This is a genomic window from Streptomyces araujoniae (assembly GCF_050871195.1).
GTDB lineage: Bacteria > Actinomycetota > Actinomycetes > Streptomycetales > Streptomycetaceae > Streptomyces > Streptomyces bacillaris.
Genome location: NZ_CP194070.1, coordinates 1,609,521 through 1,635,362, shown reverse-complemented (window position 1 = coordinate 1,635,362; position 25,842 = coordinate 1,609,521). Strand labels below are relative to the sequence as shown.

Genomic DNA, 25,842 nt, shown 5'->3' with positions numbered 1-25,842 from the left:
GGAGACCGACGACCATGACCGACCGTCCCGTGCCCCGCACCCGACCGGGCCTCGCCCCGGCCGGGGCCCCGGCACGGGACCCGCACGCCCCCCTGGCGCGCGGGTGCAGGCCGCGAGGCTGCCGCGCCCCCGCCCGGCGCGTGCACGGACGGCGTGTGCGGTACGTCATCGGCGACGAGCCCGGCCAGGTCAACGGGATGCGATGGCGCCCGGGGTCCGCGCAGTAGCGAGCCCCGGCCGACGTACCGCTTGGTCTCCACCCCCGTACGGATGACCGCACCGCCCCGGCCGCACCCCGGTCCGGGCGGCGCTCGCTGCTCCGCGCATACGGTGAACCCATCCGTTGCCATGCCAAGGAGCACGTCGCATGACGTCCGAGTTCTTCATTCCGGACCCCGAGGGTCTGACCCCCAGCGCCGAGGGCTACTTCGGTGCCTACGGCGGCAAGTTCATCCCGGAGGCGCTCGTCGCCGCCGTGGACGAGGTCGCCGTCGAGTACGACAAGGCCAAGTCCGACCCGGAGTTCGCCGCCCAGCTCAACGAGCTGATGGTCAATTACACCGGCCGCCCCAGCGCGCTCACCGAGGTCCCGCGCTTCGCGGAGCACGCGGGCGGCGCCCGGGTCTTCCTCAAGCGCGAGGACCTGAACCACACCGGCTCGCACAAGATCAACAACGTGCTGGGCCAGGCGCTGCTCACCAAGCGCATGGGCAAGACCCGGGTGATCGCGGAGACGGGGGCCGGTCAGCACGGCGTCGCCACCGCCACCGCCTGCGCCCTCTTCGGCCTCGACTGCACCATCTACATGGGCGAGATCGACACCGAGCGCCAGGCGCTCAACGTGGCACGGATGCGGATGCTCGGCGCCGAGGTCATCGCCGTGAAGTCCGGCTCGCGGACCCTGAAGGACGCCATCAACGAGGCGTTCCGCGACTGGGTCGCCAACGTGGACCGCACGCACTACCTCTTCGGCACGGTCGCGGGCCCGCACCCCTTCCCCGCGATGGTCCGCGACTTCCACCGCGTCATCGGCGTCGAGGCCCGCCGCCAGCTCCTGGAGCGCACCGGCCGCCTCCCCGACGCGGCGGTCGCCTGTGTCGGCGGCGGCTCGAACGCCATCGGCCTCTTCCACGCCTTCATCCCGGACGCCGGCGTCCGCCTGGTCGGCTGCGAGCCCGCCGGGCACGGCGTGGAGACCGGCGAGCACGCGGCCACCCTGACCGCCGGGGAGCCGGGCATCCTGCACGGTTCGCGCTCCTACGTCCTCCAGGACGACGAGGGCCAGATCACCGAGCCGTACTCCATCTCCGCCGGTCTCGACTACCCGGGCATCGGCCCGGAGCACTCCTACCTCAAGGACATCGGGCGCGGCGAGTACCGCGCGGTCACCGACGACGCCGCCATGCAGGCCCTGCGCCTGCTGTCCCGCACCGAGGGGATCATCCCGGCCATCGAGAGCGCCCACGCGCTCGCCGGAGCCCTGGACCTCGGCAAGGAGCTGGGCAAGGACGGGCTGATCCTGGTCAACCTGTCCGGCCGGGGCGACAAGGACATGGACACCGCCGCCCGCTACTTCGGGCTGTACGACACCGACGCCGCCGTCGAGGCGGACGCGGACAGCGACCGCGCCGAGATCGAGGGGGACGCCAAGTGAGCGGCAACATCGAGCTGTTGAGCACCACCCTCGCCGCCGCGAAGGCGGAGGGCCGGGCCGCGCTGATCGCCTACCTCCCGGCCGGATTCCCGACCGTCGACGGCGGCATCGAGGCGGTCAAGGCCGTCATCGCGGGCGGCGCCGACGTCGTCGAGATCGGCCTCCCGCACAGCGACCCGGTCCTCGACGGACCGGTCATCCAGACCGCCGACGACATCGCCCTGCGCGGCGGGGTCCGGATCGCGGACGTGATGCGGACGGTCCGCGAGGCGTACGAGGCCACGGGCGTCCCGATCCTGGTCATGACGTACTGGAACCCCATCGACCGGTACGGCGTCGAGCGCTTCACCGCCGAGCTGGCCGAGGCGGGCGGCGCCGGGTGCATCCTGCCCGACCTGCCGGTCCAGGAGTCCGCGCTGTGGCGCGAGCACGCCGAGAAGCACGGTCTCGCCACCGTCTTCGTCGTCGCCCCCAGCAGCCAGGACGCCCGCCTCGCGACCATCACGGCGGCCGGCAGCGGCTTCGTCTACGCCGCCTCCCTGATGGGCGTCACCGGAACCCGCGCCTCCATCGGCGCCCAGGCCCAGGAGCTGGTGGGACGCACCCGCGCCACCACCGACCTTCCGGTCTGCGTCGGCCTCGGGGTCTCCAACGCCGAGCAGGCCGCCGAGGTCGCCGGCTTCGCCGACGGCGTGATCGTCGGCTCCGCCTTCGTCAAGGCCATGCTGGACGCCCCCGACGAGACCGCCGGTCTCGACGCCGTCCGCTCGCTTGCGGGCGAGCTGGCCCAGGGCGTCCGCAGGCGGTGACGGGCCAGGGCGTCCGCAGGCGGTGACGGGCCAGGGCGTCCGTAAGCGGTGACGGGCCAGGGCGTTCGAAAGCCCTGACCGCCACCGTCACCTGAACGGGTGGAATCGGGCCGGGGAGGCGCGCAGGCGCCTCCCCGGTTCGTTGCTGCGGGTGTGAGCGACAAGATTCCTGAGGGAAACCGAAGTGCGCGTGAGCGCCTGGCCCAGCAGCGCGAGCGGGACAAGGGCCGCGAGAAGCGCCGCCGTACGCTGATCGTCTCCTCCGCCGTGGTCGGCGTCCTGGCGCTGGCCGCCGTGGTCGGCCTCATCGCGGCCAATGTCGGCAAGGACGGCGACGACACCGCGTCCGGCCCCGCCATCACCCCGTCGGGAGCCACCGGCGAGGCCTCCCTGACGCTCCCGGTCGGCGCCTCCGACGCCCCGTCCACGCTCACGATCTGGGAGGACTTCCGCTGCCCGGTCTGCGCCCAGTTCGAGAACGCCTTCCGGGACACCATCACGGAGCTGGTCGAGGCGGGCCAGCTCAAGGTGGACTACCACCTGGCCACGATCATCGACGGCAACCTGGGCGGCAAGGGCTCGCTGCGCGCCGCCAACGCCGCCGCCTGCGCCCAGGACGTCGGCAAGTTCGCCCCGTACCACGACGTCCTCTTCCGCAACCAGCCCCCCGAGCCCGACGACGCCTTCGCCAAGAACAGCCGGCTGATCGAGCTGGCCGGTGAGGTGAAGGGGCTCGACACGCCGGAGTTCCGCAGCTGTGTGGAGGAGGGCACCCACGACAGCTGGGTCCAGAAGTCCGACACCGCGTTCCGCGAGGGCGGCTTCCAGGGCACCCCGACCGCGCTCCTCAACGGCGAGTCGATCTTCCCGAAGAAGGGCGACGAGCAGATCTCCGTGGAGAACCTGAAGAAGTGGGTCCTGGAGGCCAACAAGGGCAAGAAGCCCGGCACCGCCACCCCGTCCGCCGCCCCCGCCTCCTGAGCACGCCGCGGGGCCTGCCGCGGGGCCCGGCCCCCGGCGGGATCCGACGGGGCCGCCGGGGGCCGCCGGGGAGGGGAGGGCCGTCGGGGCACCTCGCGCCGGGGGCCCGCCCGGACCCCCGGTGCGAGGTGCCCCGACGGGCGTCCTCGTTACCCAGACGTTGCCGGGTGGCTTGCCGTACCCACCGCCCGGCAAGGTAGCGTCGACCCCGTCATGAACCTTGCCTCCATTCCCAGCCCGTCGACCGGCGTGATCGAGCTCGGCCCGATCCCGCTGCGCGGCTACGCGTTCTGCATCATCATCGGTGTCTTCGTCGCCGTCTGGATCGGCAACAAGCGCTGGGTCGCCCGTGGCGGCAAAGCCGGCACCGTCGCCGACATCGCCGTCTGGGCGGTGCCCTTCGGCCTCGTCGGCGGCCGGCTCTACCACGTGATCACCGACTACCAGCTCTACTTCAGCGAAGGCCAGAACTGGGTCGACGCCTTCAAGATCTGGGAAGGCGGCCTCGGCATCTGGGGTGCCATCGCGCTCGGCGCGGTCGGCGCCTGGATCGGCTGCCGCCGCCGGGGCATCCCGCTCCCCGCCTGGGCCGACGCGCTGGCCCCCGGCATCGCCGTCGCCCAGGCCATCGGCCGCTGGGGCAACTGGTTCAACCAGGAGCTGTACGGCCGGCCGACCGACCTGCCCTGGGCACTGGAGATCAGCGAGGGCCCGAACCGGGTCGCCGGGACGTACCACCCGACGTTCCTCTACGAGTCGCTGTGGTGCATCGGCGTCGCGCTCCTCGTCATCTGGGCCGACCGCCGCTTCAAGCTCGGCCACGGACGGGCGTTCGCGCTGTACGTCGCGGCCTACTGCGCCGGTCGCGCCTGGATCGAGTACATGCGGGTCGACGAGGCCCACCACGTCCTGGGCCTGCGCCTGAACGTGTGGACCGCGATCATCGTCTTCGCCCTCGCCGTCGCCTACATCGTGATCTCCGCCAGGCTCCGCCCGGGCCGCGAGGAGATCGTCGAGCAGGAGAAGGACGACGCGGCGGCCGGGAAGGCCGACGAGAAGAAGTCCGACGCCGACGCCGCGGACGCGCCCGAGGCCGACGCCACGGACGGCGACCCGTCGGCGAAGGACACGCCGGAGGCCGGCGCCGACGACAGCGATCCGCTGAAGAAGAAGGACTCCGCCCCCGAGGCCGCCGACAAGAGCTGACCTCCCGCGCCGCCGCCCGGCGCACCCCGCACCGCCCCCGATCGCCGGGCGGGCCCGAGAAATCTCAGGCCCGCCCGGCGATCGCCAGTGTGCGGCGGGCCGACGCCACCACCGCCGCGTCCACGAACCGCCCGTCCGGCAGCGCCAGCGCCCCCGCGTCCACCGTCGACGCCGCGATGATCTCCTCCGCCTCCTCGACCTCCCGGGCCGTCGGCCGGAACGCCCGCCCGATCACCTCCAGCTGGCGCGGATGGATCGCCGCCCGCCCCAGCAGCCCGAGCCCCCGCCCCCGTACGCAGGACGTCCAGAGCCCGTCCAGGTCCCGCACGTCGGGGAAGACCGACTGCGCGGGCGGCGGCAGCGCGGCCGCGCGGGCCGCCACCACCAGCCGGCTCCGTGCGAAGTCGAGCCCGGAGTCCTCCCGTACGCCGAGATCGGCACGGAGGTCCGCCTCGCCCAGCGCGATGCCCCGTACGTCGTGGTGGGCCGTGGCGATCGAGTACGCGTGCTCCACGGCGAGCGCCGACTCCAGCAGCGGATAGAGCGGTACGCCGGGGGCCACCGCCGCCACATGGTGCACGGAGACCGCGTGCGTGATCTTGGGCAGCCGGAGACCGGAGAGCCCCGGCAGCCCGGCCAGCGCCCGGACGTCCTCCTCGCCGTGCACCCGGACATGGACCGGTACGGCGTCGGGGGAGGCGGTCGCCGGGTCCGCGAGGAGTTCGGCGGTGGCGGCGCGCGCGTACGCCTTTCGATCGGGGGCGACGGCGTCCTCCAGGTCGACGATCACCACGTCCGCCCCGCACCCGAGGGCCTTGGCCACCGTCTCCGGCCGGTCCCCGGGGACGTACAGCCAGGTCAGCGGGGGAGCGGTCGGAGCCGCCTCCCGGGCCTGCGGGGCGGTCACAGCGCCCCCTGGTCGCGCAGCGCGGCGATGCGGGTCTCCGAGAGGCCGAGCCCGGCCAGGATCTCGTCGGTGTCCGCGCCGTGCGGGCGGCCCGCCCACCGGATTCCGCCGGGGGTCCGCGAGAGCCGGAAGAGGACGTTCTGCATCCGCAGCGGGCCCAGCTCCGGGTCGTCGACCTCCGCGAGAGTGCCCAGCGCCCGGTACTGAGGGTCCTCCATCACCTCCCGTACGTCGTGGATCGGCGCCACGGCCGCCTCCGCCTTCTCGAAGCCGTTGAGCACCTCCTCCCGGCTGTGGCGGGAGATCCAGTGGCCGACGGCCCCGTCCAGCTCCTCGGAGTGCTCGGCCCGGGTCGTGCCCGAGGCGAACCACGGCTCCTCGGTCAGCTCCGGGCGGCCGACCAGCCGCATCACCCGCTCGGCCACCGACTGGGCGGAGGTGGAGACCGCGACCCAGTGGCCGTCGGCGGTGCGGTAGGTGTTGCGCGGGGCGTTGTTGCGGGAGCGGTTGCCGGTGCGCGGCTGGACATAGCCGAGCTGGTCGTACCAGAGCGGCTGCGGGCCCAGCACGGTCAGGATCGGCTCGATGATCGCCAGGTCCACCACCTGCCCCTCGCCCGTCTTCTCCCGCCCGGCGAGCGCGGCCATCACCGCGTACGCCGTCGCCAGCGCCGCGATGGAGTCCGCCAGCCCGAACGGCGGCAGCGTCGGCGGCCCGTCCGGCTCCCCGGTGATCGCCGCGAACCCGCTCATCGCCTCGGCCAGCGTGCCGAACCCGGGCCGGTGCGCGTACGGCCCGAACTGGCCGAAGCCGGTGACCCGGGCCAGCACCAGCCGCGGGTTGACCGCGTGCAGTTCCTCGGGGCCGAGGCCCCAGCGCTCCAGGGTCCCCGGCCGGAAGTTCTCGACGATGACGTCGGTCCCGGCGGCGAGTTGGAGCAGCACGTCCCGGCCGCCGGGGGCGGAGAGGTCGAGCGTCAGGGTGCGCTTGTTGCGGCCCAGCAGCTTCCACCACAGGCCGACGCCGTCCTTGGCGGGCCCGTGCCCGCGCGACGGGTCCGGTCTCCGGGGGTGTTCGACCTTGATCACATCGGCGCCGAAGTCCCCGAGCATGGTGGCGGCGAGCGGTCCGGCGAAGAGGGTGGCGAGGTCGATGACCTTGAGCCCGGTCAGGGGTCCCGCTGCTGTCGTACTCATACGGCATCGGCCTCGATCTCGCTGCGGTACGGCATGGAGGTGGACGCGCCCGGCTTCTGCACGCAGAGCGCGGCGGCCGAGGAGGCGAACGCCAGCGCCTTCGCCACCGGCCGCCCCTCCCCGAGCGCCACCGCCAGCGCCCCGACGAACGTGTCCCCGGCCCCGGTCGTGTCGACGGCGCTCACCTCGGGGGCGGCGAACAGCACCGGCTCGCCGCCCCGGGCCGCGTACAGGGACCCCTTCGCACCGAGCGTGATGATCACCTCGGGCACCTGGCGCAGCAGGATCTGCGCCGCCGCGTGCGGTTCGGCCTGTCCGGAGAGTTCGGCGGCCTCGTGCTCGTTGGGGACCAACAGGTCGATGTGGTCGAGGAGTTCCTCGGGCAGCGGTTGTACGGGGGAGGGGGTGAGGATGGTCCGCACGCCCTGCGAGCGGGCGGCGCGGGCGCCCTCCACCACGGCGGAGAGCGGGAGTTCGAGCTGCATCAGCAGCAGTTCGGCGGAGGCGATGGCCGCGATCTCGCCGGGGCCGAGCGCGGTGACGAGGCCGTTGGCGCCCGGGACCACCACGATCGCGTTGGCCCCGCTGTCGTCCACGACGATGTGCGCGGTGCCGCTGGGGCCCTCGGCGGTGTGCAGCAGGTCCGTGTCGACCCCCGCGTGTTCGAGGCCGTCGCGGAGCAGGGTGCCGTACGGGTCGTCGCCGACCGCGCCGATCATCGCCACCTCCCCGCCCGCGCGGGCGGCGGCGACGGCCTGGTTGGCGCCCTTGCCGCCGGGGACCGTCCGGAACTCCCGCCCGGTGACGGTCTCCCCGAGCCCCGGGGCGCGGGCGGTGTAGGCGACGAGGTCCATGTTGGTGCTGCCGAGCACGGCGATGCGGGTCATGGGCGCAGAGCCTCCTGGAGGGTCAGTGCGGCGAGGGTGTCGAACCCGGTTTGGTGGAAGCCGGGTACGGAGGTGGCGAGGCGGTTCTTCAGCGGCGCGGTCCAGTGGTGGGGCAGGGCGTCCGGGGTGCCCGCGAGGAGTCCGGCGAGGGAGCCCGCGGTGGCCCCGTTGGAGTCGGTGTCCCAGCCGCCGGAGACCGCGTTGCCGACGGACCGGGTGAAGTCGCCGTCGGCGTGGGTGAGGGCGGCGGCGAGCAGGGCGGCGTTGGGCAGCACGTGCACCCAGTGGTGGGTGGCGTCGTACGCGGCGTGCAGCCGGTCCACGACCGCGTCGAACTCCCTTTCCGTACGGGCGCTTTCGATGCCGGACCGGATCGCGCGGGCGTACCGCGACCTCGGCGGCACCACCCGCAGTCCGGCGGCCAGGCAACCGTGCACATCGCTCCCGCCGCCCGCTGCGACGGCCAGGGCCGCCGCGGTGAACATCGCGCCGTACACCCCGTTGCCGGTGTGGGTGAGGACGGCGTCCCGGTGGGCCTGGGCGGCGGCCCCGGCCGGGTCGCCGGGGTGGGTCCAGCCGTGTGCGTCGGCCCGGATCTGGGCGCCGATCCACTCCCGGAACGGGTTGCGGCGGCGGGCGGTCTCCGGGGGCTCGACGCCCGCGAGGAGGTGGCCGTACGCGATCCGCTCGGCGGTGAAGGTGCGGCCGGCCGGGAGTTCGTCCAGCCAGAGCCGGGCCAGGTCGGCGGTGGTGAAGGCGCGTCCGTGCCGCTGGAGCAGCAGCAGGGTGAGGAGCGGGTGGTTGAGGTCGTCGTCCTCCGGCATGCCGTCGATGTTCTCGGCGAGCGAGGTGGGGGCCGAGCGGCGGTTCCAGGGGTACGCGGCCAACAGGGCGGCGGGCACGCCGTGTTCGGTGAACCAGGTGGCCAGGGGCCAGTTTCCGGTGGCCCGGGCGAGGGCGCGGACACCGTCGAGGGGCAGCTTCTCGACCGGCTTGCCGAGCAGACATCCCGCCGCCCGGCCGAGCCAGGCGGTGTGCAGGCGGGCGTGGGTGATCGGGGGAGCGGCCCCCGGCGGCCCCGGCCACTGCGGGCAGGCGGCCACGATGTCCGCCAGGTCGGTCGGCTCGTCCGCCGCCGACGGCGAGTCCAGCGCGGCGAGTTCGTCCAGCAGCTCGCCCGCGAGTGCCCGCAGGTGCGGCGGTGCCGGTGGCTCGGAGGCGCCCGCACGGGCCGGTGCGGGGGCGCCCCCGGCCGCGTACCACCGCGCCTCGATCTCCCGGGCGTCCCGCCCGTCCAGCGCGGCCTGCCGCAGCTCGTGCCCGACCAGGTCCTCGGGCTGCACCCAGGTGAGGCGGACGGGCCGGCCGGCGTACGGATCGCCGTCCCGGGCCGGGGGCCGGGAGGCGTGCGGGCCGTCGGGCCGGGCCGGGGGCGCGTCGGTGCTCACCACGCACCGGCCAGGGCGGTGAACGCCTCCTCGTGGGCCCGGCGGCGCTCCAGGTCCTGGGCGAAGACCTCCCGGGCCACCTGTGCCAGGGTCCGGGCCGGGGCCTCCAGGTCCAGCCTGCTGGCCGCCGCCACGGTCTCCGCCCAGTCCGCCGGGACCTCGCCGCCGAGCGCGCCCGCGATGGCGCCGCTCATCGTGGCGATGGAGTCGCTGTCGCGGCCGTAGTTGACCGAACCGAGCACCGTACGCCGGTAGTCGCCGCCCCCGACCAGCAACATCCCCAGGGCGATGGGCAGTTCCTCGATGGCGTGCAGCCGGGAGGGGCGGCGGGCGCCGAGGGAGGGGGAGCGGTAGTCGGGGCCGACGGTGTCGAAGGGCTCCACCGCCGCCCGCAGCGGGGCGAGCGCGGACTCGGCGTCGTCGTGGTGCGCGGCGGCCTCGCAGACGGCCTCGATCGCGGACCGGGTGCCGTCCTTCGCGAGCGCGAGGGCCGCGTCGACCACCGCGTCCGGGGTGGCGCCCGGCCGGCAGGCGGCAGCGACGGCGGCCGCGAAGACCCCGGCGGCCTCCCGCCCGTACGAGGACTGGTGGGGCGCGGCGATCTCCAGCGCCTCGGCGTACGCGGCCGCCGGGTGGCCCGCGTTGACCAGGCCGACCGGGGCCATGTACATCGCGGCCCCGCAGTTGACGATGTTGCCCGCACCGGCCTCGCGCGGGTCGACGTGCCCGTAGTGCAGCCGGGCCACGAGCCACTTCTCGGCCAGGAAGATCCGCTGGAGCGGCAGCGCCTCGGCCTCCAGCTCGGGGATCCAGCGGGGCGAGAGGAGGTCCGGGACGAGGTGGTCCGCGACGGCGTACGCGTCGAGATGGTCGCGGACCCGGTCGTAGACCCGGATCAGGGCGTGGGTCATGAGGGTGTCGTCGGTGACGTGCCCGTCGCCCTTGTGGTACGGGGCGATGGGGCGAGCGGTGCGCCAGTCCTCGCCGTGCCAGGGGCCGACGATCCCGGTCACCCGGCCGCCGTGGCGCTCGGCGATCTGCTCGGGGGTCCAGCCCTCGACCGGGCCGCCGAGGGCGTCGCCGACGGCGGCGCCGACCAGGGCGCGGGTGACGCGGTCATCGAGTCCGGGCGTGGCGGGGGAGGTCTGCGGGGTCGAGGCGGCGGGTTCCGTGGCCGTTGTGGGCGTCATGCCGGAATTGTCCACCCGGGGCGGCCGGTTCCGCGGCTGCCAGCAGCCCGGCGAGTTCCAGCAGGTCCAGGCCCGCCAGCCGGGGCAGCGCACACCCCGCGAGCGTCCGGCACGCCTCGCGCCACCCGGCCGGTACGGCGGTGATCGAGCCGATCGCCCCGGTCAGCGCCCCGGCCAGGGCGGGCGCGGAGTCCGCGACCCGGGAGAGGCAGGCGGCGGCCGGGAGGGCCTGGGTGATCTCGCCCCGGGCTGCGGTGGTGAGCGCGAGGGCGACGGGTACGGTCTCGGCGGCCGCGATCCCGTAGCTGTAGACGTGGTCCACGATCTGGTGCTCCAGGACCGGGACCAGGGCGAACGCCCCGGCCGGCTCGTCCGCGAACTCCCGGGCGAGGCGGACCGCGTGGGTGGCGTTGCGGGCGATCTCGGTGGCGTCGGGGAGCTGCGCCAGGGCCGCGTTCACCACCGTGTCGACGTCCGCCCCGGCCAGCGCCACGGCGACGGCGGCGGCCATGGCCCGCGCCCCGTGCACCCCGTCGCCGTCCTGGGTGTAGCGGGCGTCGAACTCGGCGAGCGCCGCCGCCTCCTCCGGGTCGCCCGGGTGGACCACGGCGAGCACGGCGGCCCGGACGCAGGCGGCGTCGTCGAAGTAGTGCGGGTTGTCGTGGCCGGTGGCGGGCGGCCGCAGCCCGGCGGCCAGGTTGCCGAGCCCGGCCCGTACCGAGATCCGGGCCCGCAGCGGGAGCACCGCCGCCTCCACCTCGGGGGCCCGGGCGCTCGCGGCGGCGACCGTGGCGGCCAGCGCGTTCCAGGCCCGGTCAACCGCGTCCCGCGTCCGGCGGCCGGGGGAGAGCCCGTACGCCTCGTCGGCCGCCGCCGCCAGCACCGTACGCCCGGCGAACGCGGCCCACTCGGCGTCGTCGGACGGGCCGAGCCGCAGGGGCTCGGGCGGCTGGTTGAGGGCGATGGGCACGGGGAGGGTGGTGGTGGCGTTCTGCTCGGCGAAGGTGTCCAGCTCCCGGGTGAGCCGCCGGGTCCACTCGGGCATCCGCGCCGCCCGGTGCCGCGCGGCGGGCCACCCGGCGGCGTCCCCGGCCGCGAGCCCGAGCAGCAGCCCCTCGATCTGGGCACGCCGGGAGGAGCCGGCCTCCCCGCCTCCGGCCGTCGCGCGGGTCGCGTCCGTGCCGGTCCCGCCTCCGGCGGCCGTGTCGTGCGGGCCGGCGGGGGTCGCGGCTCCCGTGCCCGCCCCGCCTGCGGGGGCTGTGTCGTGTGGTGCGGCTGCTGTGCCGGTCCTGCCTCCGGCGGTCGTGTGGTGTGGGCTGGCGGGGGTCGCGGCTTTCGTGCCTGTCCTGCCTGCGGGGGCTGTGTCGTGTGGTGCGGCTGCTGTGCCGGTCCTGCCTCCGGGGGCTGTGTGGTGTGGGCCTGCGGGGGTCGCGGCTCCCGTGCCCGCCCCGCCTCCGGCCGTCGCGTGTGCGGTCGTCATCGCCCCTCCTCCCGTACGGGCCGGAAGGACGCGGCCACCGAGGCCATCTCCCGTACGGCCGAAGGCTCACGACCGCCACCCCGCCCCTGGACGGCCCCCGTCGCCGTCCCCTCCGGGCCCTCCGGTGTCAGCAGGTCCGCGATGTCCAGCACGTGGTACCCCCGCATCGAGGGCAGGCAGCTCCCGCGCACCGGGCCGATCGCCACCGCCCACTCCGGCGGGATCGCGTCCACCCCGTGCAGCGCCCCGGCCAGCGCCCCCGCCACCGCCGCCGTCGTGTCCGCGTCGCGCCCCATGTTCACGGCCGTCAGCACCGCCGTACGGAAGTCGCCCCGGGCCGCCGTGAACGCCCCGAACGCCAGGCCCACCGCCTCCGGCGCCAGGTCCGTCCACGGATAGCCGCCGATCACCACCGCCGACCGCACCGCCCGCTCCATCGCCAGCCGGTCCGGATACGGGCGCTGGGCCGCCGCCACCGCCCGGCGCAGCGAGCGGGCGGTCCAGGAGTCCATCGGGACCACCGAGAGCGCGGCCGCGATCACCGAGGCGAGGCCCGCGCCCACCATCGCCGCCGCCACCCCGGCCGCCACCGCCTGGCCCCCGTAGATCCCCTCGCCCTCGTGGCTCACCCGCCCGTCCACCGCGACCAGCCGGGCCGCCTCGGCGGGCCGCCCGGCCGCGAACACCCCGAAGGGCGCGGCCCGCATCGCCAGCCCGTCGCTCCAGGCGTGCCGGTGCTGGGCGGAGATCGGCGCGGCGAGGCCCCGGCGCAGGTTCTCCAGGGTGCCGCGCTCACTGAACCCGGCACCCCGGAACGGGCCCTCGTCCAGGTCCGCGATCCAGTGGTGCCAGGCCCGCTCCACGTGGGAGACGGTGAGCGCGGAGCCGTGCCGGGCCAGCAGCAACCCGGAGAAGATCGCGTACTCCGTGTCGTCGGTGCCCGCCGGGTCCTCGCTCACGAACCCTTCGATCCGCCCCCAGCGGTGGCGGATCTCCGAGGGGCGCAGGTTCTCCGCCGCGGCGCCGAGCGCGTCCCCGACCGCCAGGCCCAGCAGCGCACCCCTGGCCCGGTCCTTGCCGACGGCCATGTCCATCGCGTCGCCCTCCGTCCCTCCGGCGGGGTCCGGGCCCCCCGAGCCGGGCCCTGTCCGCCGTCTCCGCATCCCTGATGCGTGCTTTCCCGCATCCCTCCCACGCGGAGGGCCGTCGACGGCCGGACAGCAGCCGAAAGGGACCGTTCGGATGAGCGGAGGGGATGGGCGGAGGGAAGGGGAGGCTGGCCTTTCTTCGCAGGTCAGAGGGGTGACAGGGCAGCCTTGCCTTCCTGGCGAAGACCGCACGGCAGGCGTACTTTGGACTTTGTCGAAAGTTGTATCGCATAGGGAGAAACGGGCAGTGGCCATCATCGAGACCGACGCCGTCCTGCACGAGGCGCACCGGGACAACCACACCCACCGGGATGTGAACGGCGGCTGGCTGCGCCCCGCCGTCTTCGGTGCCATGGATGGTCTGGTCTCCAACCTCGCCCTGATGACCGGTGTCGCGGGCGGTGCGGCCTCCCAGCAGACCATCGTCATCACCGGCCTGGCCGGTCTGGCGGCCGGGGCCTTCTCCATGGCGGCCGGTGAGTACACCTCCGTGGCCTCGCAGCGCGATCTGGTCGAGGCGGAGCTGGCCGTCGAGCGCCGGGAGCTGCGCAAGCACCCCAAGGACGAGATGGCCGAGCTGGCCGCGCTCTACGAGGCCCGGGGCGTGGACGCCCCGCTGGCCGGCGAGGTGGCCCGGCAGCTCTCGCGCGACCCGGAGCAGGCGCTGGAGATCCACGCCCGCGAGGAGCTGGGCATCGACCCCAACGACCTGCCCTCCCCGCTGGTGGCCGCCGTCTCCTCCTTCGGCGCCTTCGCCGTCGGCGCCCTGCTGCCCGTCCTGCCCTACCTCCTCGGGGCGAGCGCCCTGTGGCCCTCGGTGCTCCTCGCCCTGCTCGGCCTCTTCGGCTGCGGCGCGGTCGTGGCCCGGGTGACGGCCCGCACCTGGTGGTTCAGCGGGCTGCGGCAGCTCGCCCTCGGTGGCGCGGCCGCGGCACTGACGTACGGACTCGGCACCCTCTTCGGGGTGGCGGTCGGGTGACGCGCTGGGGGGCGCCCGGAGGCGAGGGGCCGGGATGGACCGGCGTAACACCACCGCCCGAACGGCTCAATCGCGCGGTAACCCCTGTGACGTACGTCTTGGCCCCGCCCACTGGGCGGGGCGGGCCCGGCGGCCGTAAAATGAGACCCTATGCAGCGCTACACATAAGTAGCCGTTACCCGGTGGTTTCGTTTGCTTTGCCGCCGGGCATGAGCCGTAGGCACCGCAGGCAACGACGCCTGCTCTCTGCGACTCCCCGGGCGCCGCTCCTTCCGACAGCGACCCACCCCGGGCGGGCCGGTCGCTCCTGGTCACCCAGTCACCTCCGGTCATCCCGGTGTCCGCATGTTGGAACAGGCCTTCCGCTTCTTGAGAAGCGCCCCATCATGTAACCTGCACGAAATTTCGCAGAGGGCCAACGTCGTCCCTCGGCACCGCAAATGCCACGACGACGACGGGAGAGCCGATGCGTATCGACGCCTGGTCGCCCATGGACGGTCGCCCCGCCCAGCAGGGGATGTACGACCCCCGTAACGAGCACGACGCCTGTGGCGTCGGGTTCGTGGCCACTCTGACCGGTGTGGCCACCCATGAGCTGGTCGAGCAGGCGCTGACCGTGCTGCGCAACCTCGAACACCGCGGCGCCACCGGCTCCGAGCCCGACTCCGGCGACGGCGCCGGCATCCTCTGCCAGGTCCCCGACGCCTTCCTGCGCGCCGAGACCCCTTTCGAGCTGCCCGAGGCGGGTTCGTACGCCGTCGGTATCGCCTTCCTCCCCGCCGACGGCTCCACCGAGGCCGTCCGCACGATCGAGGAGATCGCCACCCAGGAGGGCCTCACCGTCCTCGGCTGGCGCGACGTCCCGGTCACCCCCGCACTTCTCGGCAACGGCGCCCGCGCCACCATGCCCGAGTTCCGCCAGGTCTTCGTCGCCGACGGCGAGTCCACCGGCATCGTCCTGGACCGCAAGGCGTTCGTCCTGCGCAAGCGCGCCGAGCGTGAGGCCGGGGTGTACTTCCCCTCGCTCTCCGCCCGCACCATCGTCTACAAGGGCATGCTCACCACCGGGCAGCTGGAGCCGTTCTTCCCCGACCTCTCCGACCGCCGCTTCGGCTCCGCGGTCGCGCTGGTCCACTCCCGCTTCTCCACCAACACCTTCCCGAGCTGGCCGCTGGCCCACCCGTACCGCTTCGTCGCGCACAACGGCGAGATCAACACGGTCAAGGGCAACCGCAACTGGATGAAGGCCCGCGAGTCCCAGCTCGCCTCCTCCCTCTTCGGGCAGGCACAGCTCGACCGGATCTTCCCCGTCTGCACCCCCGACGCCTCCGACTCCGCCTCCTTCGACGAGGTCCTGGAGCTGCTCCACCTCGGCGGCCGCTCGCTGCCGCACTCGGTGCTGATGATGGTCCCCGAGGCGTGGGAGAACCACGACTCCATGGACCCGGCCCGGCGCGCCTTCTACCAGTACCACTCCACGATGATGGAGCCCTGGGACGGCCCGGCCTGCGTCACCTTCACCGACGGCGTCCAGGTCGGCGCGGTCCTCGACCGCAACGGTCTGCGCCCCGGCCGCTACTGGGTCACCGACGACGGCCTCGTCGTGCTCTCCTCCGAGGTCGGCGTCCTCGACATCGACCCCTCCAAGGTCGTCCGCAAGGGCCGCCTCCAGCCCGGCAAGATGTTCCTCGTCGACACCGCCGAGCACCGCATCATCGAGGACGACGAGATCAAGGCGTCCCTCGCCGCCGAGCAGCCCTACCAGGAGTGGCTGGAGACCGGCGAGATCGAGCTGAGCGACCTGCCCGAGCGCGAGCACATCGTGCACACCCACGCCTCGGTCACCCGCCGCCAGCAGACCTTCGGCTACACCGAGGAGGAGCTGCGCGTCATCCTCGCCCCGATGGCCCGCACCGCCGGCGAGCCGCTCGGCTCCATGGGCACCGACTCGCCCATCGCCGCGCTCTCCGAGCGCCCCCGGCTCCTCTTCGACTACTTCACCCAGCTCTTCGCCCAGGTCACCAACCCGCCGCTGGACGCCATCCGCGAGGAACTGGTCACCTCGCTGCGCTCCTCGCTCGGCCCCCAGGGCAACATCCTGGAGCCGAACGCGGCCACCTGCCGCAGCGTCACGCTGCCGTTCCCGGTGATCGACAACGACGAGCTGGCCAAGCTGATACACATCAACGCCGACGGCGACATGCCGGGCATGAAGGCCGCCACCCTCGCCGGGCTCTACCGGGTCAGCGGCGGCGGCGACGCCCTCGCCGCCCGTATCGAGGCCATCTGCGCCGAGGTCGACGCCGCCATCGAGGACGGCGCCCGCCTCATCGTCCTCTCCGACCGGCACTCCGACGCCGAGCACGCCCCGATCCCCTCGCTGCTGCTCACCTCCGCCGTCCACCACCACCTCATCCGCACCAAGCAGCGCACCCAGGTCGGGCTGCTGGTCGAGGCCGGGGACGTCCGAGAGGTCCACCACGTCGCCCTGCTCATCGGCTACGGCGCCGCCGCGGTCAACCCGTACCTCGCCATGGAGTCCGTCGAGGACCTGGTCCGGGCCGGCACGTTCATCGAGGACATCGAGGCCGAGCAGGCCATCCGGAACCTGATCTACGCCCTCGGCAAGGGCGTCCTCAAGGTCATGTCCAAGATGGGCATCTCCACCGTCGCCTCCTACCGCGGCGCCCAGGTCTTCGAGGCCGTCGGCCTCGACGAGGAGTTCGTCGCCACGTACTTCAACGGCACCGCCACCAAGATCGGCGGCGCCGGCCTGGAGGTCGTCGCCAAGGAGGTCGCCGCCCGGCACACCAAGGCGTACCCCGCCTCCGGCATCGCGGCCTCGCACCGCGCGCTGGAGATCGGCGGCGAGTACCAGTGGCGCCGCGAGGGCGAGCCGCACCTCTTCGACCCGGAGACGGTCTTCCGCCTCCAGCACTCCACCCGCAACCGCCGCTACGACATCTTCAAGCAGTACACGGACCGGGTGAACGAGCAGTCCGAGCGGCTCATGACGCTCCGCGGCCTCTTCGGCTTCACCTCCGGCCGGGCCCCGATCTCCATCGACGAGGTCGAGCCCGCCTCCGAGATCGTCAAGCGGTTCTCCACCGGCGCCATGTCGTACGGCTCCATCTCCCGCGAGGCGCACGAGACGCTCGCCATCGCGATGAACCAGCTCGGCGGCAAGTCCAACACCGGTGAGGGCGGCGAGGACCCCGAGCGCCTCTACGACCCGGCGCGCCGCTCCTCCATCAAGCAGGTCGCCTCCGGCCGCTTCGGTGTGACCAGCGAGTACCTGGTCAACGCGGACGACATCCAGATCAAGATGGCCCAGGGCGCCAAGCCCGGCGAGGGCGGCCAGCTGCCCGGCCACAAGGTCTACCCGTGGGTCGCCAAGACGCGTCACTCGACGCCCGGCGTCGGCCTCATCTCGCCGCCGCCGCACCACGACATCTACTCCATCGAAGACCTCGCGCAGCTCATCCACGACCTGAAGAACGCCAACCCGCAGGCCCGCATCCACGTGAAGCTGGTCTCCGAGGTCGGCGTCGGCACGGTCGCCGCCGGTGTCTCCAAGGCGCACGCGGACGTCGTCCTCATCTCCGGCCACGACGGCGGAACGGGCGCCTCCCCGCTCACCTCCCTCAAGCACGCGGGCGGCCCCTGGGAGCTGGGGCTCGCCGAGACCCAGCAGACGCTGCTCCTCAACGGGCTGCGCGACCGCATCGTCGTGCAGACCGACGGCCAGCTCAAGACCGGCCGTGACGTCGTCATCGCCGCGCTGCTCGGCGCCGAGGAGTTCGGTTTCGCGACCGCGCCGCTCGTCGTCTCCGGCTGCGTCATGATGCGCGTCTGCCACCTGGACACCTGCCCGGTCGGCATCGCCACCCAGAACCCGGTGCTCCGCGACCGGTTCTCCGGCAAGGCCGAGTACGTCGTCAACTTCTTCGAGTTCATCGCCGAAGAGGTCCGCGAGATCCTCGCCGAGCTGGGCTTCCGTTCCATCGAGGAGGCCGTCGGCCACGCCGAGATCCTCGACAAGGACCGGGCGATCACCCACTGGAAGGCACAGGGCCTCGACCTCGCCCCGCTCTTCCACGTGCCCGCGCTGCCCGAGGGCGCGGTCCGCCACCGGATCGTCGAGCAGGACCACGGCCTGACCAAGGCGCTCGACAACCAGCTGATCAAGCTGGCCGCCGACGCGCTCGGCGCCGACAGCCCCGAGGCCGCCCAGCCGGTCCGGGCCCAGGTCGCCATCCGCAACATCAACCGCACGGTCGGCACCATGCTCGGCCACGAGGTGACCAAGAAGTTCGGCGGTGCGGGCCTGCCCGAGAACACCATCGACATCACCTTCACCGGCTCGGCCGGCCAGTCCTTCGGCGCCTTCCTCCCGCGCGGGGTCACCCTGCGCCTGGAGGGCGACGCCAACGACTACGTCGGCAAGGGCCTCTCCGGCGGCCGCGTCGTCGTCCGCCCGGACCGCGGCGCCGACCACCTCGCCGAGTACTCCACCATCGCCGGCAACACCATCGGCTACGGCGCGACCGGCGGCGAGCTGTTCCTGCGCGGCCGCACCGGCGAGCGCTTCTGCGTCCGCAACTCCGGCGCCCTCGTCGTCTCCGAGGGCGTGGGCGACCACGGCTGCGAGTACATGACCGGCGGCCACGCGGTCGTCCTCGGGGAGACCGGCCGCAACTTCGCCGCCGGTATGTCGGGCGGCATCGCGTACGTCATCGACCTCGACCGCGACCACGTCAACGTCGGCAACCTCGGTGCCGTCGAGGAGCTGGACGACACCGACCGGCAGTGGCTGCACGACGTCGTGCGCCGCCACCACGAGGAGACCGGCTCCACCGTCGCGGAGAAGCTCCTCGCCGGGTGGGACACCGCGGTGACCCGCTTCAGCAAGATCATCCCGTCCACGTACAAGGCAGTGCTCGCCGCCAAGGACGCCGCTGAGCTCGCCGGTCTCTCCGAGCAGGAGACCACCGAGAAGATGATGGAGGCGGCGACCAATGGCTGACCCCAAGGGCTTCCTGACCACCGGACGCGAGGTCGCCCAGACCCGCCCCGTGGCCGAGCGCGTCAAGGACTGGAACGAGGTCTACGTTCCGGGCTCGCTGCTCCCGATCATCAGCAAGCAGGCCGGCCGCTGCATGGACTGCGGCATCCCGTTCTGCCACAACGGCTGCCCGCTCGGAAACCTCATCCCCGAGTGGAACGACTACGCCTACCGCGAGGACTGGACCGCCGCCTCCGAGCGGCTGCACGCCACGAACAACTTCCCGGAGTTCACCGGGCGGCTCTGCCCGGCCCCGTGCGAGTCGGCGTGCGTCCTCGGCATCAACCAGCCGGCCGTCACCATCAAGAACGTCGAGGTCTCCATCATCGACAAGGCGTGGGACAGCGGCGACGTCACCCCGCAGCCGCCCGAGCGCCTCTCCGGCAAGACCGTCGCGGTCATCGGCTCCGGCCCGGCGGGACTCGCCGCCGCCCAGCAGCTGACCCGGGCCGGCCACACCGTCGTCGTCTACGAGCGCGCGGACCGCATCGGGGGCCTCCTCCGCTACGGCATCCCCGAGTTCAAGATGGAGAAGTCGCACATCAACCGCCGCATCGAGCAGATGCGCCTGGAGGGCACCAAGTTCCGTACGGGGGTGGAGATCGGCCAGGACATCGACGCCGCCAAGCTCCGCCGCCGCTACGACGCGGTCGTCATCGCGGCCGGTGCCACCGTCTCCCGCGACCTGCCGGTCCCCGGCCGCGAGCTGAACGGCGTGCACTACGCGATGGAGTACCTGCCGCTCGCCAACAAGGTGCAGGAGGGCGACCTCACCGTTCCCCCGATCACCGCCGAGGGCAAGCACGTCGTCGTCATCGGCGGCGGCGACACCGGTGCCGACTGCGTGGGCACCGCCCACCGCCAGGGCGCGGCCTCCGTCACCCAGCTGGAGATCATGCCGAAGCCGGGCGAGGAGCGGAACGCGGGCCAGCCCTGGCCGACCTTCCCGATGCTCTACAAGGTCACCTCCGCGCACGAGGAGGGCGGCGAGCGGGTCTACTCCGTCTCCACCACCCACTTCGAGGGCGACGAGGACGGAAACGTCCAGGCCCTCCACCTGGTGGAGGTGGAGTTCAAGGACGGTAAGCTGGAGCAGAAGCCCGGCACCGAGCGGCGCCTGCCCGCGCAGCTCGTCACCCTCGCCATGGGCTTCACCGGAACCGACCAGTCCAACGGTCTGGTCCAGCAGTTCGGCCTGGAGCTCGACCAGCGTGGCAACGTCGCCCGCGACGAGAGCTACGCGACCAACGTCGACGGCGTCTTCGTCGCCGGTGACGCGGGACGCGGCCAGTCGCTGATCGTCTGGGCGATCGCCGAGGGCCGCTCCGCCGCCCGCGGAGTCGACCGCTTCCTGACCGGGACCAGCGCACTGCCGGCCCCGGTCCGCCCGACGGACCGCGCCCTGCTGGTCTGAGCACCACCCGGGTTCCCCCGGCCCGCGCGGCCCGGGGGAACCCCCTCGATACGTCCCGTACAACGGCGTACGGAACTGAACGCGGCGCCCGCCTGTCCCCGACCGGACTCAGTGGGCGCCGTGGCGCGTCCGGGGGCGGCTCACCCCCGGCCCGCCGGCCGTGCCCTCAGCCCGTCAGCGCCGAGGTCCTCACCGCCACCGCCACCGCGAACAGCCCCAGCAGCACCGCCCCGCCCGCCAGCTGGAGCGGCCCGGTCCGCAGCTTCGCCGGTGCGTAGGCGAGCCCGTACGCCACCAGCGCCCCGGTCAGCAGCCCGCCCAGGTGCCCCTGCCACGAGGTGAAGAGCGCCGAGAGCACCATCCAGAGCAGGAACCCGGCCATGAACCGGTTGACCGCCGCCATGTCATGGCCGAGCCGCCGGCTGATCACCCAGTACGAGGCGGCGAGACCGAACACCGCACCCGAGGCGCCGACGGTGGAGGTGTCCGGCGCCAGCAGATACACCGCCACCGAACCGCCCACCGCCGACAGCAGGTACAGCCCCAGGTAGCGGGCCCGGCCGAGCCGCCCCTCCACCGCCCGCCCGATGTTCCACAGCGCGAACATGTTGAACAGCAGGTGCATCACCCCGAACGAGGTGTCCGGCGGCAGATGGAGAAAGGTGCCCGTCACCAGCCGGTACCACTCGCCGTCCGCGATCCCCGTCAGCCGGTACCCGGCGTACTCCTCGCCCCGGTAGTAGTACTGCGCCCCGTCCGGCCCGGTCAGCGCGGCCCCCAGCACCGCGAACCGGTCCACGGTCTCGGGCCGGACCACCTCGACGGCGTACGCCAGTACGTTGAGCGCCATCAGGACGTACGTCACCACCGGGGCCACCGCCCCCGACACCGCGCCGCCGAACACGGTCCGGGCCCGCCGCACCGACCGCCGCCCCTCCTTCACGCACTCCGGGCAGTGGTGGCCGACCGAGGCCCCGTGCATGCACTCCGGGCAGATGGTGCGCTCGCAGCGGGTGCAGCGCACATACGTCTCGTACGACGGATGGCGGTAACACGTGGTGGCGGCGGCCTCCATGGCCGGCTCCTTCACTCGGAGGGTGCGAAACGGGGGTGCGAAACGGGGTGCGTAGCGGGGCCGGTGTGGGCGGCGGCGATCAAGATAGCGAACGGGTGGGGACGGCCCCGGGGCCGGGGGCCGTGCGGTGACCTACGCTCAAGGTCCGCAGTCCGCAGCCTCAGTGGGGAGAAACGGGGGGCCGTCATGCACGGTTCGCACACGGCCGTGGGCACCGGCCCGGCCATCAGCCTGGAGAAGGTACGCCGGTCGGCTCCGGGGCTCGTCAGCCTGTACAAGAGCGCCGGGGCCTCGCTGGAGAAGCACGGGCTCGACGGCCGGCGCGCGGCGGTCTACCTGGTGCTCGACTACTCCGGCTCGATGCGGGACTACTACAAGGACGGCACCGTGCAGGCGCTGGCCGACCGGGTGCTGGGCCTGTCGGCCCACCTCGACGACGACGGACGGGTGCCCGTGGTCTTCTTCTCCACCGACGTGGACGGGCACGCGGAGATCGGACTGGACCGCCACCACGGGATGATCGACAAGATCGTCGCCAACCTCGGGCACATGGGCCGGACCAACTACCACGTGGCCATGGACGCCGTCATCGACGACTACCTCGACAGCGGCTCCACCGACCCGGCCCTGGTCGTCTTCCAGACGGACGGCGGGCCCACCAGCAAGCTCGCCGCCGAGCGCTATCTCTGCAAGGCCGCCCAGCTGCCGCTGTTCTGGCAGTTCATCGGCTTCGGCAACACCCGCAGCAGCCAGTTCGACTTCCTGCGCAAGCTGGACGAACTGCCCGTCCCCGCCAAGCGGCCGGTCGACAACGCCGGGTACTTCCACGCCGGGCCCGACCCCCGGAAGGTCCCGGACACCGAGCTGTACGACCGGCTGCTGGGGGAGTTCCCGTCCTGGCTGGCCGCCGCCGAGGCGCAGGGGATCGTCCGATGAGCGTCCGTGTCCTGCGGGCCGCCGACCGGACGCCCGTCCCCTGGAAGAACGGTGGCGGGCTGACCCGCGAGGTGGCGGCCGCGCCCGCGGGGGCCGACGGCTTCGACTGGCGGGTGAGCCTGGCGGACGTCACCGCCGACGGCCCGTTCTCCGTCTTCCCCGGTGTCGACCGCACCCTCACCGTCGTCGAGGGCCCGGGCATGGACCTCGTCGTCGGCGGGGAGCACCACATCGTCGACGAACCGCTGTGGCCGCACGACTTCCCCGGCGACCGGCCCACCGACGGCTTCCTGCTCGGCGGGCCCGTCGTCAACCTGAACGTCATGTACCGCAGGGGGCGTACGCGGGCGGAGACCGCCGTCGTCTGCGGCACCGTACGCCTGATGGCGCCCCCGGGCGGCGCGGTCCTCGCGCTCTCCCTGGACGACGGGGCCGTGCTGGACGGTACGGACACCCGGGCCGCAGGCGCGGACGCCCGGCCCGACGGTACGGGCCTCCGGCTCGACCGCTACGACGCGGTGCTGGCGCGGGACGCGTCTCCCGGGGTGCTGCGGACGATGGGCCAGGCGGTGGTGATCACGTTCTCGGACGTGTGAGAGGCCGGAGACGGACCGGGATAGCGGACAGAAGGTGTCGGGTATCGGGTGTTGCATGGCGCCCATGACGTCTTCTTCCGCCACCGCCTCATGGGGCGCCTTCGCCGCCGCCGAACCCGTCTTCGCCGACACCGTGCGCCGGCGCTTCCAGCTCTACAAGCACCACGTCCTCGCCACCCTGCGCGCGGACGGTTCGCCCCGCGTCACCGGCCTGGAGGCCGACTTCCGCTTCGACGAACTGCTGCTCGGCATGATGCCGGACTCCCGCAAGGCCCTGGACCTGCGGAGGGACCCGCGCTTCGCGTTCCACGCCAACCCGGGGCCCGACGCGGAGATGAACGACGGCGACGTCCGCGTCAGCGGCCGGGCGGTGGAGATCACCGACCCTGAGGTGATCGCCCGCTTCATCGACGACGCCGACCCGCCCCAGCCGTTCCAGCTCTTCCGGGCGGAGCTGACGGAGGTGGTCCGCGTCGGGCTGGACGGCGACTTCCTGGTCGTCGAGTCGTGGCGCCCGGGACAGCCGCTGCGTACGGCACGGCGGAAGTGACGCTGCTCCGGGGACCGGGCGGGTGAGGGGCCGTTCCCGGGGGCTCGCTCACCGGTGCCCGGACCCGGCGTACGGGCCGGCTCCGCCTCACCCCGCCAGCACCCGCGCCCGGCACGCCGACGGGGTGCCCCACGCGTCCCGCAGCGGCCGGGCCCGGCGCAGCCACCACGCGAGGTCCAGCTCCTCGGTGTACCCCACCGCGCCGTGCAGTTGCAGGGCGGTGCGGGCCGCCGCGTACGCGGCCTCGCCCGCCGCCACCTTCGCCGCCGCGACCGCCGCCCCGGCCCCGGGCGCGCCCTCGGCCAGCTCCACCGCCGCCCCGTACAGCAGCGGCCTGGCGAACTCCAGGCCGAGCAGGGTGTCGGCGAGGCGGTGCTTGACGGCCTGGAACGAGCCGACGGGCACACCGAACTGGGTGCGCTGCCCCACGTACGCCACCGTCGCCCGCAGCAGCGCCTCCCCGCAGCCCAGCGCCTGGGCGGCTGTCGCGAAGGCGGCCCAGGCCGCCGCCGTCCCCGCCGCCTCGCGCACCCGGGCGCCGGAGGCCACCGCCTCGCCGCCCTCCGCCGGCCGGAAGAGCCGCCGGGCGGGGTCCGGGGAGGGCACGGGCTCTCCGGGAGCCCGCACCACCCGCAGCTCGTCCCCCGCCACCACGAGCACCGCCCCCGCCGCGTCCGCGTCCAGCGCGTACGGCCCGTAGCCCGCCACGACCAGCGACACCACCTCCGTACCGGACGCGATCCCCGGCAGCCACTCCTTCGCCGCAGCCCCGCCCACCGACCCCAGCAGCACCCCCGCCGCCAGGCTCTCCGCCACCGGCCCCGGCACCCCGTGGCGGCCCAGCTCCACACAGGCCGCGGCCGCCTCCACCGGGAGCGGGCCCACACCCCCGTACGCCTCCGGGACCGCCAGCGCGAACACGCCCGCCTCCGCCGCCCCCCGCCACAGGGCCAGCCCCGGAGCGTGGTCCCCGGCGGCCCACGCCCGTAACGCCGACGGCACGTCCGCCGCCGTCAGCCGCGCGTCCAGCGAGCGGGCGAACTCCCGCTGCTCGTCCGTGAGGAGAAACCGCATCAGCGCCGTCCCTTCGGCAGACCGAGCAGCCGCTCGGCGATGATGTCGCGCTGGATCTCGTTGGTGCCCGCGTAGACCGGACCCGCCAGCGCGAAGACGTACCCCTCCGCCCACGGCCCGTCCGCCGCCCCGGCCTCCGGGCCGAGCAGATCGAGCGCGGTCTCGTGCAGCGCGATGTCGTACTCCGACCAGAACACCTTGTTCAGGCTCGACTCCGCCCCCAGCGCCGCCCCCGCCGCGAACCGGGACGCCGAGGCGGCCGTGAACAGCCGGTACGCCCGCGCCCCGATCACCGCGTCCGCCACCCGGTCCCGCAGCGCCGTGTCCGCCGGGTCGCCCACCGTCCGCCACAGCTCCACCAGCCGGTCGGCGGCGGCCAGGAAGCGGCCGGGGGAGCGGAGGGTGAGCCCGCGCTCGTTGCCGGTGGCCGACATGGCGATCCGCCAGCCCTGGCCCGGTTTCCCGATGACGTCCGCGTCCGGTACGAAGACCTCGTCCAGGAAGATCTCGGCGAACGCGGGTTTCCCGTCCAGCCGCCCGACCGGCCGGACCGTGACCCCGGGATCCCGCAGCCCGAACATCAGATACGTGAGCCCCTGGTGCGGCTTCGCGGCCCCCGGGTCCGTACGGAAGATCCCGAACGCCCGGTCCGCGAAGGCAGCCCGCGAGGACCACGTCTTCTGCCCGGACAGCAGCCAGCCGCCCTCCGCGCGCACCGCCCGCGACCGCAGCGCCGCCAGATCCGAACCGGCCTCCGGCTCCGACCAGGCCTGCGCCCAGATCACCTCGCCGCTCGCCATCGGCGGCAGCACCCGGGCCCGCTGCTCGGCGGTGCCGTGGTCGAAGAGGGTCGGGGCCAGGAGGCTGATCCCGTTCTGGGAGACCCGGCCGGGGGCGCCCGCCGCCCAGTACTCCTCCTCGAACGCCAGCCACCCGAAGAGATCCGCGCCCCGCCCCCCGTACTCCTCGGGCCAGGAGGGGACCGACCAGCCGCCCCCGTACAGCTCCGCCTCCCACGCCCGGTGCGCGGCGAACCCCTCCGCCGTCTCCAGGGAGGGGAGCGGCCGGGCGGGCACATGGGCGCGCAGCCACGCCCGCGCCCCGGCCCGCAGCGCCTCGGTCCGTGCCGTCTGCGCCAGTTCCATGACGCGCCCGCCTTCCGGCCACCTCGCCACCGACTGTTCCCTAACAAGTGTTTGGTAGGTTAACGTACGGCCCCGGGACCGTCGAGAAGCCGGGGGAGGGCC

21 protein-coding genes are annotated in these 25,842 nt (G+C 73.8%); 11 read left to right on the top strand and 10 right to left on the bottom strand.

The features are described 5' to 3' along the window. Positions 1–14 precede the first annotated feature (14 nt). The 5 genes from trpM (at position 15) to lgt (ending at position 4,650) form a co-directional block, all read left to right on the top strand. On the top strand, positions 15–227 hold the full coding sequence (gene trpM, locus ACQ9ZG_RS06955; protein WP_026237256.1) for a tryptophan biosynthesis modulator TrpM: 213 nt from the start codon (positions 15–17) through the stop codon (positions 225–227). 140 nt (positions 228–367) lie between these two features. Further along, positions 368–1,654, top strand: a complete 1,287-nt coding sequence (gene trpB / locus ACQ9ZG_RS06950; protein WP_499280121.1) for a tryptophan synthase subunit beta — start codon at positions 368–370, stop codon at positions 1,652–1,654. Next, positions 1,651–2,463, top strand: coding sequence for a tryptophan synthase subunit alpha (gene trpA, locus ACQ9ZG_RS06945; protein ID WP_109914173.1), 813 nt, complete (start codon positions 1,651–1,653; stop codon positions 2,461–2,463). Before trpB ends, trpA begins: the two co-directional genes overlap by 4 nt. 153 nt (positions 2,464–2,616) lie before the next feature. Beyond that, positions 2,617–3,444 (top strand): DsbA family protein, encoded by an 828-nt coding sequence (locus ACQ9ZG_RS06940; RefSeq protein WP_018486581.1) that lies wholly within the window; start codon positions 2,617–2,619, stop codon positions 3,442–3,444. A 213-nt stretch (positions 3,445–3,657) separates the two neighbouring features. After that, positions 3,658–4,650: a prolipoprotein diacylglyceryl transferase gene (gene lgt, locus ACQ9ZG_RS06935; protein WP_109916314.1), complete on the top strand. Its 993-nt coding sequence runs from the start codon at positions 3,658–3,660 to the stop codon at positions 4,648–4,650. Between the two features lie 64 nt (positions 4,651–4,714). On the opposite strand, the gene ACQ9ZG_RS06930 is transcribed toward lgt, so the two are convergent. From ACQ9ZG_RS06930 to ACQ9ZG_RS06900, 7 genes are all read right to left on the bottom strand, one after another. Then, a complete protein-coding gene (locus tag ACQ9ZG_RS06930) occupies positions 4,715–5,557 on the bottom strand; it encodes an HpcH/HpaI aldolase/citrate lyase family protein (RefSeq protein ID WP_109916315.1) in 843 nt (280 codons plus the stop codon). Then, positions 5,554–6,753 (bottom strand): CaiB/BaiF CoA transferase family protein, encoded by a 1,200-nt coding sequence (locus ACQ9ZG_RS06925; RefSeq protein WP_028415660.1) that lies wholly within the window; start codon positions 6,751–6,753, stop codon positions 5,554–5,556. Before ACQ9ZG_RS06925 ends, ACQ9ZG_RS06930 begins: the two co-directional genes overlap by 4 nt. After that, entirely contained in the window at positions 6,750–7,640 is an 891-nt protein-coding gene (rbsK, locus tag ACQ9ZG_RS06920; protein ID WP_109916316.1) for a ribokinase, read from the bottom strand. The genes ACQ9ZG_RS06925 and rbsK overlap by 4 nt, the downstream gene beginning before the upstream one ends. Then, positions 7,637–8,983, bottom strand: a complete 1,347-nt coding sequence (locus tag ACQ9ZG_RS06915) for an ADP-ribosylglycohydrolase family protein (RefSeq protein WP_499281579.1) — start codon at positions 8,981–8,983, stop codon at positions 7,637–7,639. The genes rbsK and ACQ9ZG_RS06915 overlap by 4 nt, the downstream gene beginning before the upstream one ends. Positions 8,984–9,084: 101 nt before the next feature. After that, positions 9,085–10,278: an ADP-ribosylglycohydrolase family protein gene (locus ACQ9ZG_RS06910; protein ID WP_499280119.1), complete on the bottom strand. Its 1,194-nt coding sequence runs from the start codon at positions 10,276–10,278 to the stop codon at positions 9,085–9,087. Continuing rightward, positions 10,205–11,758, bottom strand: coding sequence for an ADP-ribosylglycohydrolase family protein (locus ACQ9ZG_RS06905; RefSeq protein WP_499280117.1), 1,554 nt, complete (start codon positions 11,756–11,758; stop codon positions 10,205–10,207). The genes ACQ9ZG_RS06910 and ACQ9ZG_RS06905 overlap by 74 nt, the downstream gene beginning before the upstream one ends. Further along, positions 11,755–12,852 (bottom strand): ADP-ribosylglycohydrolase family protein, encoded by a 1,098-nt coding sequence (locus ACQ9ZG_RS06900; RefSeq protein ID WP_499280116.1) that lies wholly within the window; start codon positions 12,850–12,852, stop codon positions 11,755–11,757. The genes ACQ9ZG_RS06905 and ACQ9ZG_RS06900 overlap by 4 nt, the downstream gene beginning before the upstream one ends. 301 nt (positions 12,853–13,153) lie before the next feature. On the opposite strand from ACQ9ZG_RS06900, the gene ACQ9ZG_RS06895 reads away from it, so the two are divergent. From ACQ9ZG_RS06895 to ACQ9ZG_RS06885, 3 genes are all read left to right on the top strand, one after another. Then, a complete protein-coding gene (locus ACQ9ZG_RS06895; protein WP_028415665.1) occupies positions 13,154–13,885 on the top strand; it encodes a VIT1/CCC1 transporter family protein in 732 nt (243 codons plus the stop codon). A gap of 466 nt (positions 13,886–14,351) precedes the next feature. Then, the gene (gene gltB, locus ACQ9ZG_RS06890) at positions 14,352–18,911 is read left to right on the top strand and encodes a glutamate synthase large subunit (protein ID WP_109914330.1); all 4,560 of its coding nucleotides are present in this window, start codon (positions 14,352–14,354) and stop codon (positions 18,909–18,911) included. Further along, on the top strand, positions 18,904–20,364 hold the full coding sequence (locus ACQ9ZG_RS06885) for a glutamate synthase subunit beta (protein ID WP_018486570.1): 1,461 nt from the start codon (positions 18,904–18,906) through the stop codon (positions 20,362–20,364). The genes gltB and ACQ9ZG_RS06885 overlap by 8 nt, the downstream gene beginning before the upstream one ends. 166 nt (positions 20,365–20,530) lie before the next feature. Here ACQ9ZG_RS06885 and ACQ9ZG_RS06880 read toward each other — a convergent pair whose 3' ends face one another. Continuing rightward, positions 20,531–21,439 (bottom strand): rhomboid family intramembrane serine protease, encoded by a 909-nt coding sequence (locus ACQ9ZG_RS06880; protein ID WP_028415667.1) that lies wholly within the window; start codon positions 21,437–21,439, stop codon positions 20,531–20,533. A 186-nt stretch (positions 21,440–21,625) separates the two neighbouring features. Between ACQ9ZG_RS06880 and ACQ9ZG_RS06875 the strand changes: the two genes are divergently transcribed. From ACQ9ZG_RS06875 to ACQ9ZG_RS06865, 3 genes are read left to right on the top strand one after another with little or no spacing between them, the layout of a single operon-like run. Continuing rightward, complete coding sequence (locus ACQ9ZG_RS06875; protein WP_109914332.1) at positions 21,626–22,375, top strand: vWA domain-containing protein; 750 nt, start codon at positions 21,626–21,628, stop codon at positions 22,373–22,375. Next, complete coding sequence (locus ACQ9ZG_RS06870; protein ID WP_109914333.1) at positions 22,372–22,971, top strand: HutD/Ves family protein; 600 nt, start codon at positions 22,372–22,374, stop codon at positions 22,969–22,971. The genes ACQ9ZG_RS06875 and ACQ9ZG_RS06870 overlap by 4 nt, the downstream gene beginning before the upstream one ends. A gap of 55 nt (positions 22,972–23,026) precedes the next feature. Further along, complete coding sequence (locus tag ACQ9ZG_RS06865) at positions 23,027–23,521, top strand: pyridoxamine 5'-phosphate oxidase family protein (RefSeq protein WP_026237253.1); 495 nt, start codon at positions 23,027–23,029, stop codon at positions 23,519–23,521. An 87-nt stretch (positions 23,522–23,608) separates the two neighbouring features. Here ACQ9ZG_RS06865 and ACQ9ZG_RS06860 read toward each other — a convergent pair whose 3' ends face one another. Together ACQ9ZG_RS06860 and ACQ9ZG_RS06855 are read right to left on the bottom strand one after the other, a co-directional pair. Further along, the gene (locus ACQ9ZG_RS06860; protein WP_028415670.1) at positions 23,609–24,595 is read right to left on the bottom strand and encodes an acyl-CoA dehydrogenase family protein; all 987 of its coding nucleotides are present in this window, start codon (positions 24,593–24,595) and stop codon (positions 23,609–23,611) included. Continuing rightward, positions 24,595–25,740, bottom strand: coding sequence for an acyl-CoA dehydrogenase family protein (locus tag ACQ9ZG_RS06855; RefSeq protein WP_109916407.1), 1,146 nt, complete (start codon positions 25,738–25,740; stop codon positions 24,595–24,597). Before ACQ9ZG_RS06855 ends, ACQ9ZG_RS06860 begins: the two co-directional genes overlap by 1 nt. Positions 25,741–25,842: the final 102 nt, after the last annotated feature.

What these genes read in the sequence shown, in the direction of transcription:
- ACQ9ZG_RS06860 (WP_028415670.1), bottom strand. Translation starts at nt 24,595, where the DNA reads ATGCGGTTTCTCCTCACGGACGAGCAGCGGGAGTTCGCCCGCTCGCTG.
- ACQ9ZG_RS06880 (WP_028415667.1), bottom strand. Translation starts at nt 21,439, where the DNA reads ATGGAGGCCGCCGCCACCACGTGTTACCGCCATCCGTCGTACGAGACG.
- rbsK (WP_109916316.1), bottom strand. Translation starts at nt 7,640, where the DNA reads ATGACCCGCATCGCCGTGCTCGGCAGCACCAACATGGACCTCGTCGCC.
- ACQ9ZG_RS06870 (WP_109914333.1), top strand. Translation starts at nt 22,372, where the DNA reads ATGAGCGTCCGTGTCCTGCGGGCCGCCGACCGGACGCCCGTCCCCTGG.
- ACQ9ZG_RS06885 (WP_018486570.1), top strand. Translation starts at nt 18,904, where the DNA reads ATGGCTGACCCCAAGGGCTTCCTGACCACCGGACGCGAGGTCGCCCAG.
- ACQ9ZG_RS06875 (WP_109914332.1), top strand. Translation starts at nt 21,626, where the DNA reads ATGCACGGTTCGCACACGGCCGTGGGCACCGGCCCGGCCATCAGCCTG.
- trpB (WP_499280121.1), top strand. Translation starts at nt 368, where the DNA reads ATGACGTCCGAGTTCTTCATTCCGGACCCCGAGGGTCTGACCCCCAGC.
- ACQ9ZG_RS06905 (WP_499280117.1), bottom strand. Translation starts at nt 11,758, where the DNA reads ATGACGACCGCACACGCGACGGCCGGAGGCGGGGCGGGCACGGGAGCC.
- trpM (WP_026237256.1), top strand. Translation starts at nt 15, where the DNA reads ATGACCGACCGTCCCGTGCCCCGCACCCGACCGGGCCTCGCCCCGGCC.
- lgt (WP_109916314.1), top strand. Translation starts at nt 3,658, where the DNA reads ATGAACCTTGCCTCCATTCCCAGCCCGTCGACCGGCGTGATCGAGCTC.
- ACQ9ZG_RS06855 (WP_109916407.1), bottom strand. Translation starts at nt 25,740, where the DNA reads ATGGAACTGGCGCAGACGGCACGGACCGAGGCGCTGCGGGCCGGGGCG.
- ACQ9ZG_RS06925 (WP_028415660.1), bottom strand. Translation starts at nt 6,753, where the DNA reads ATGAGTACGACAGCAGCGGGACCCCTGACCGGGCTCAAGGTCATCGAC.
- gltB (WP_109914330.1), top strand. Translation starts at nt 14,352, where the DNA reads ATGCGTATCGACGCCTGGTCGCCCATGGACGGTCGCCCCGCCCAGCAG.
- ACQ9ZG_RS06900 (WP_499280116.1), bottom strand. Translation starts at nt 12,852, where the DNA reads ATGGACATGGCCGTCGGCAAGGACCGGGCCAGGGGTGCGCTGCTGGGC.
- ACQ9ZG_RS06910 (WP_499280119.1), bottom strand. Translation starts at nt 10,278, where the DNA reads ATGACGCCCACAACGGCCACGGAACCCGCCGCCTCGACCCCGCAGACC.
- ACQ9ZG_RS06865 (WP_026237253.1), top strand. Translation starts at nt 23,027, where the DNA reads ATGGCGCCCATGACGTCTTCTTCCGCCACCGCCTCATGGGGCGCCTTC.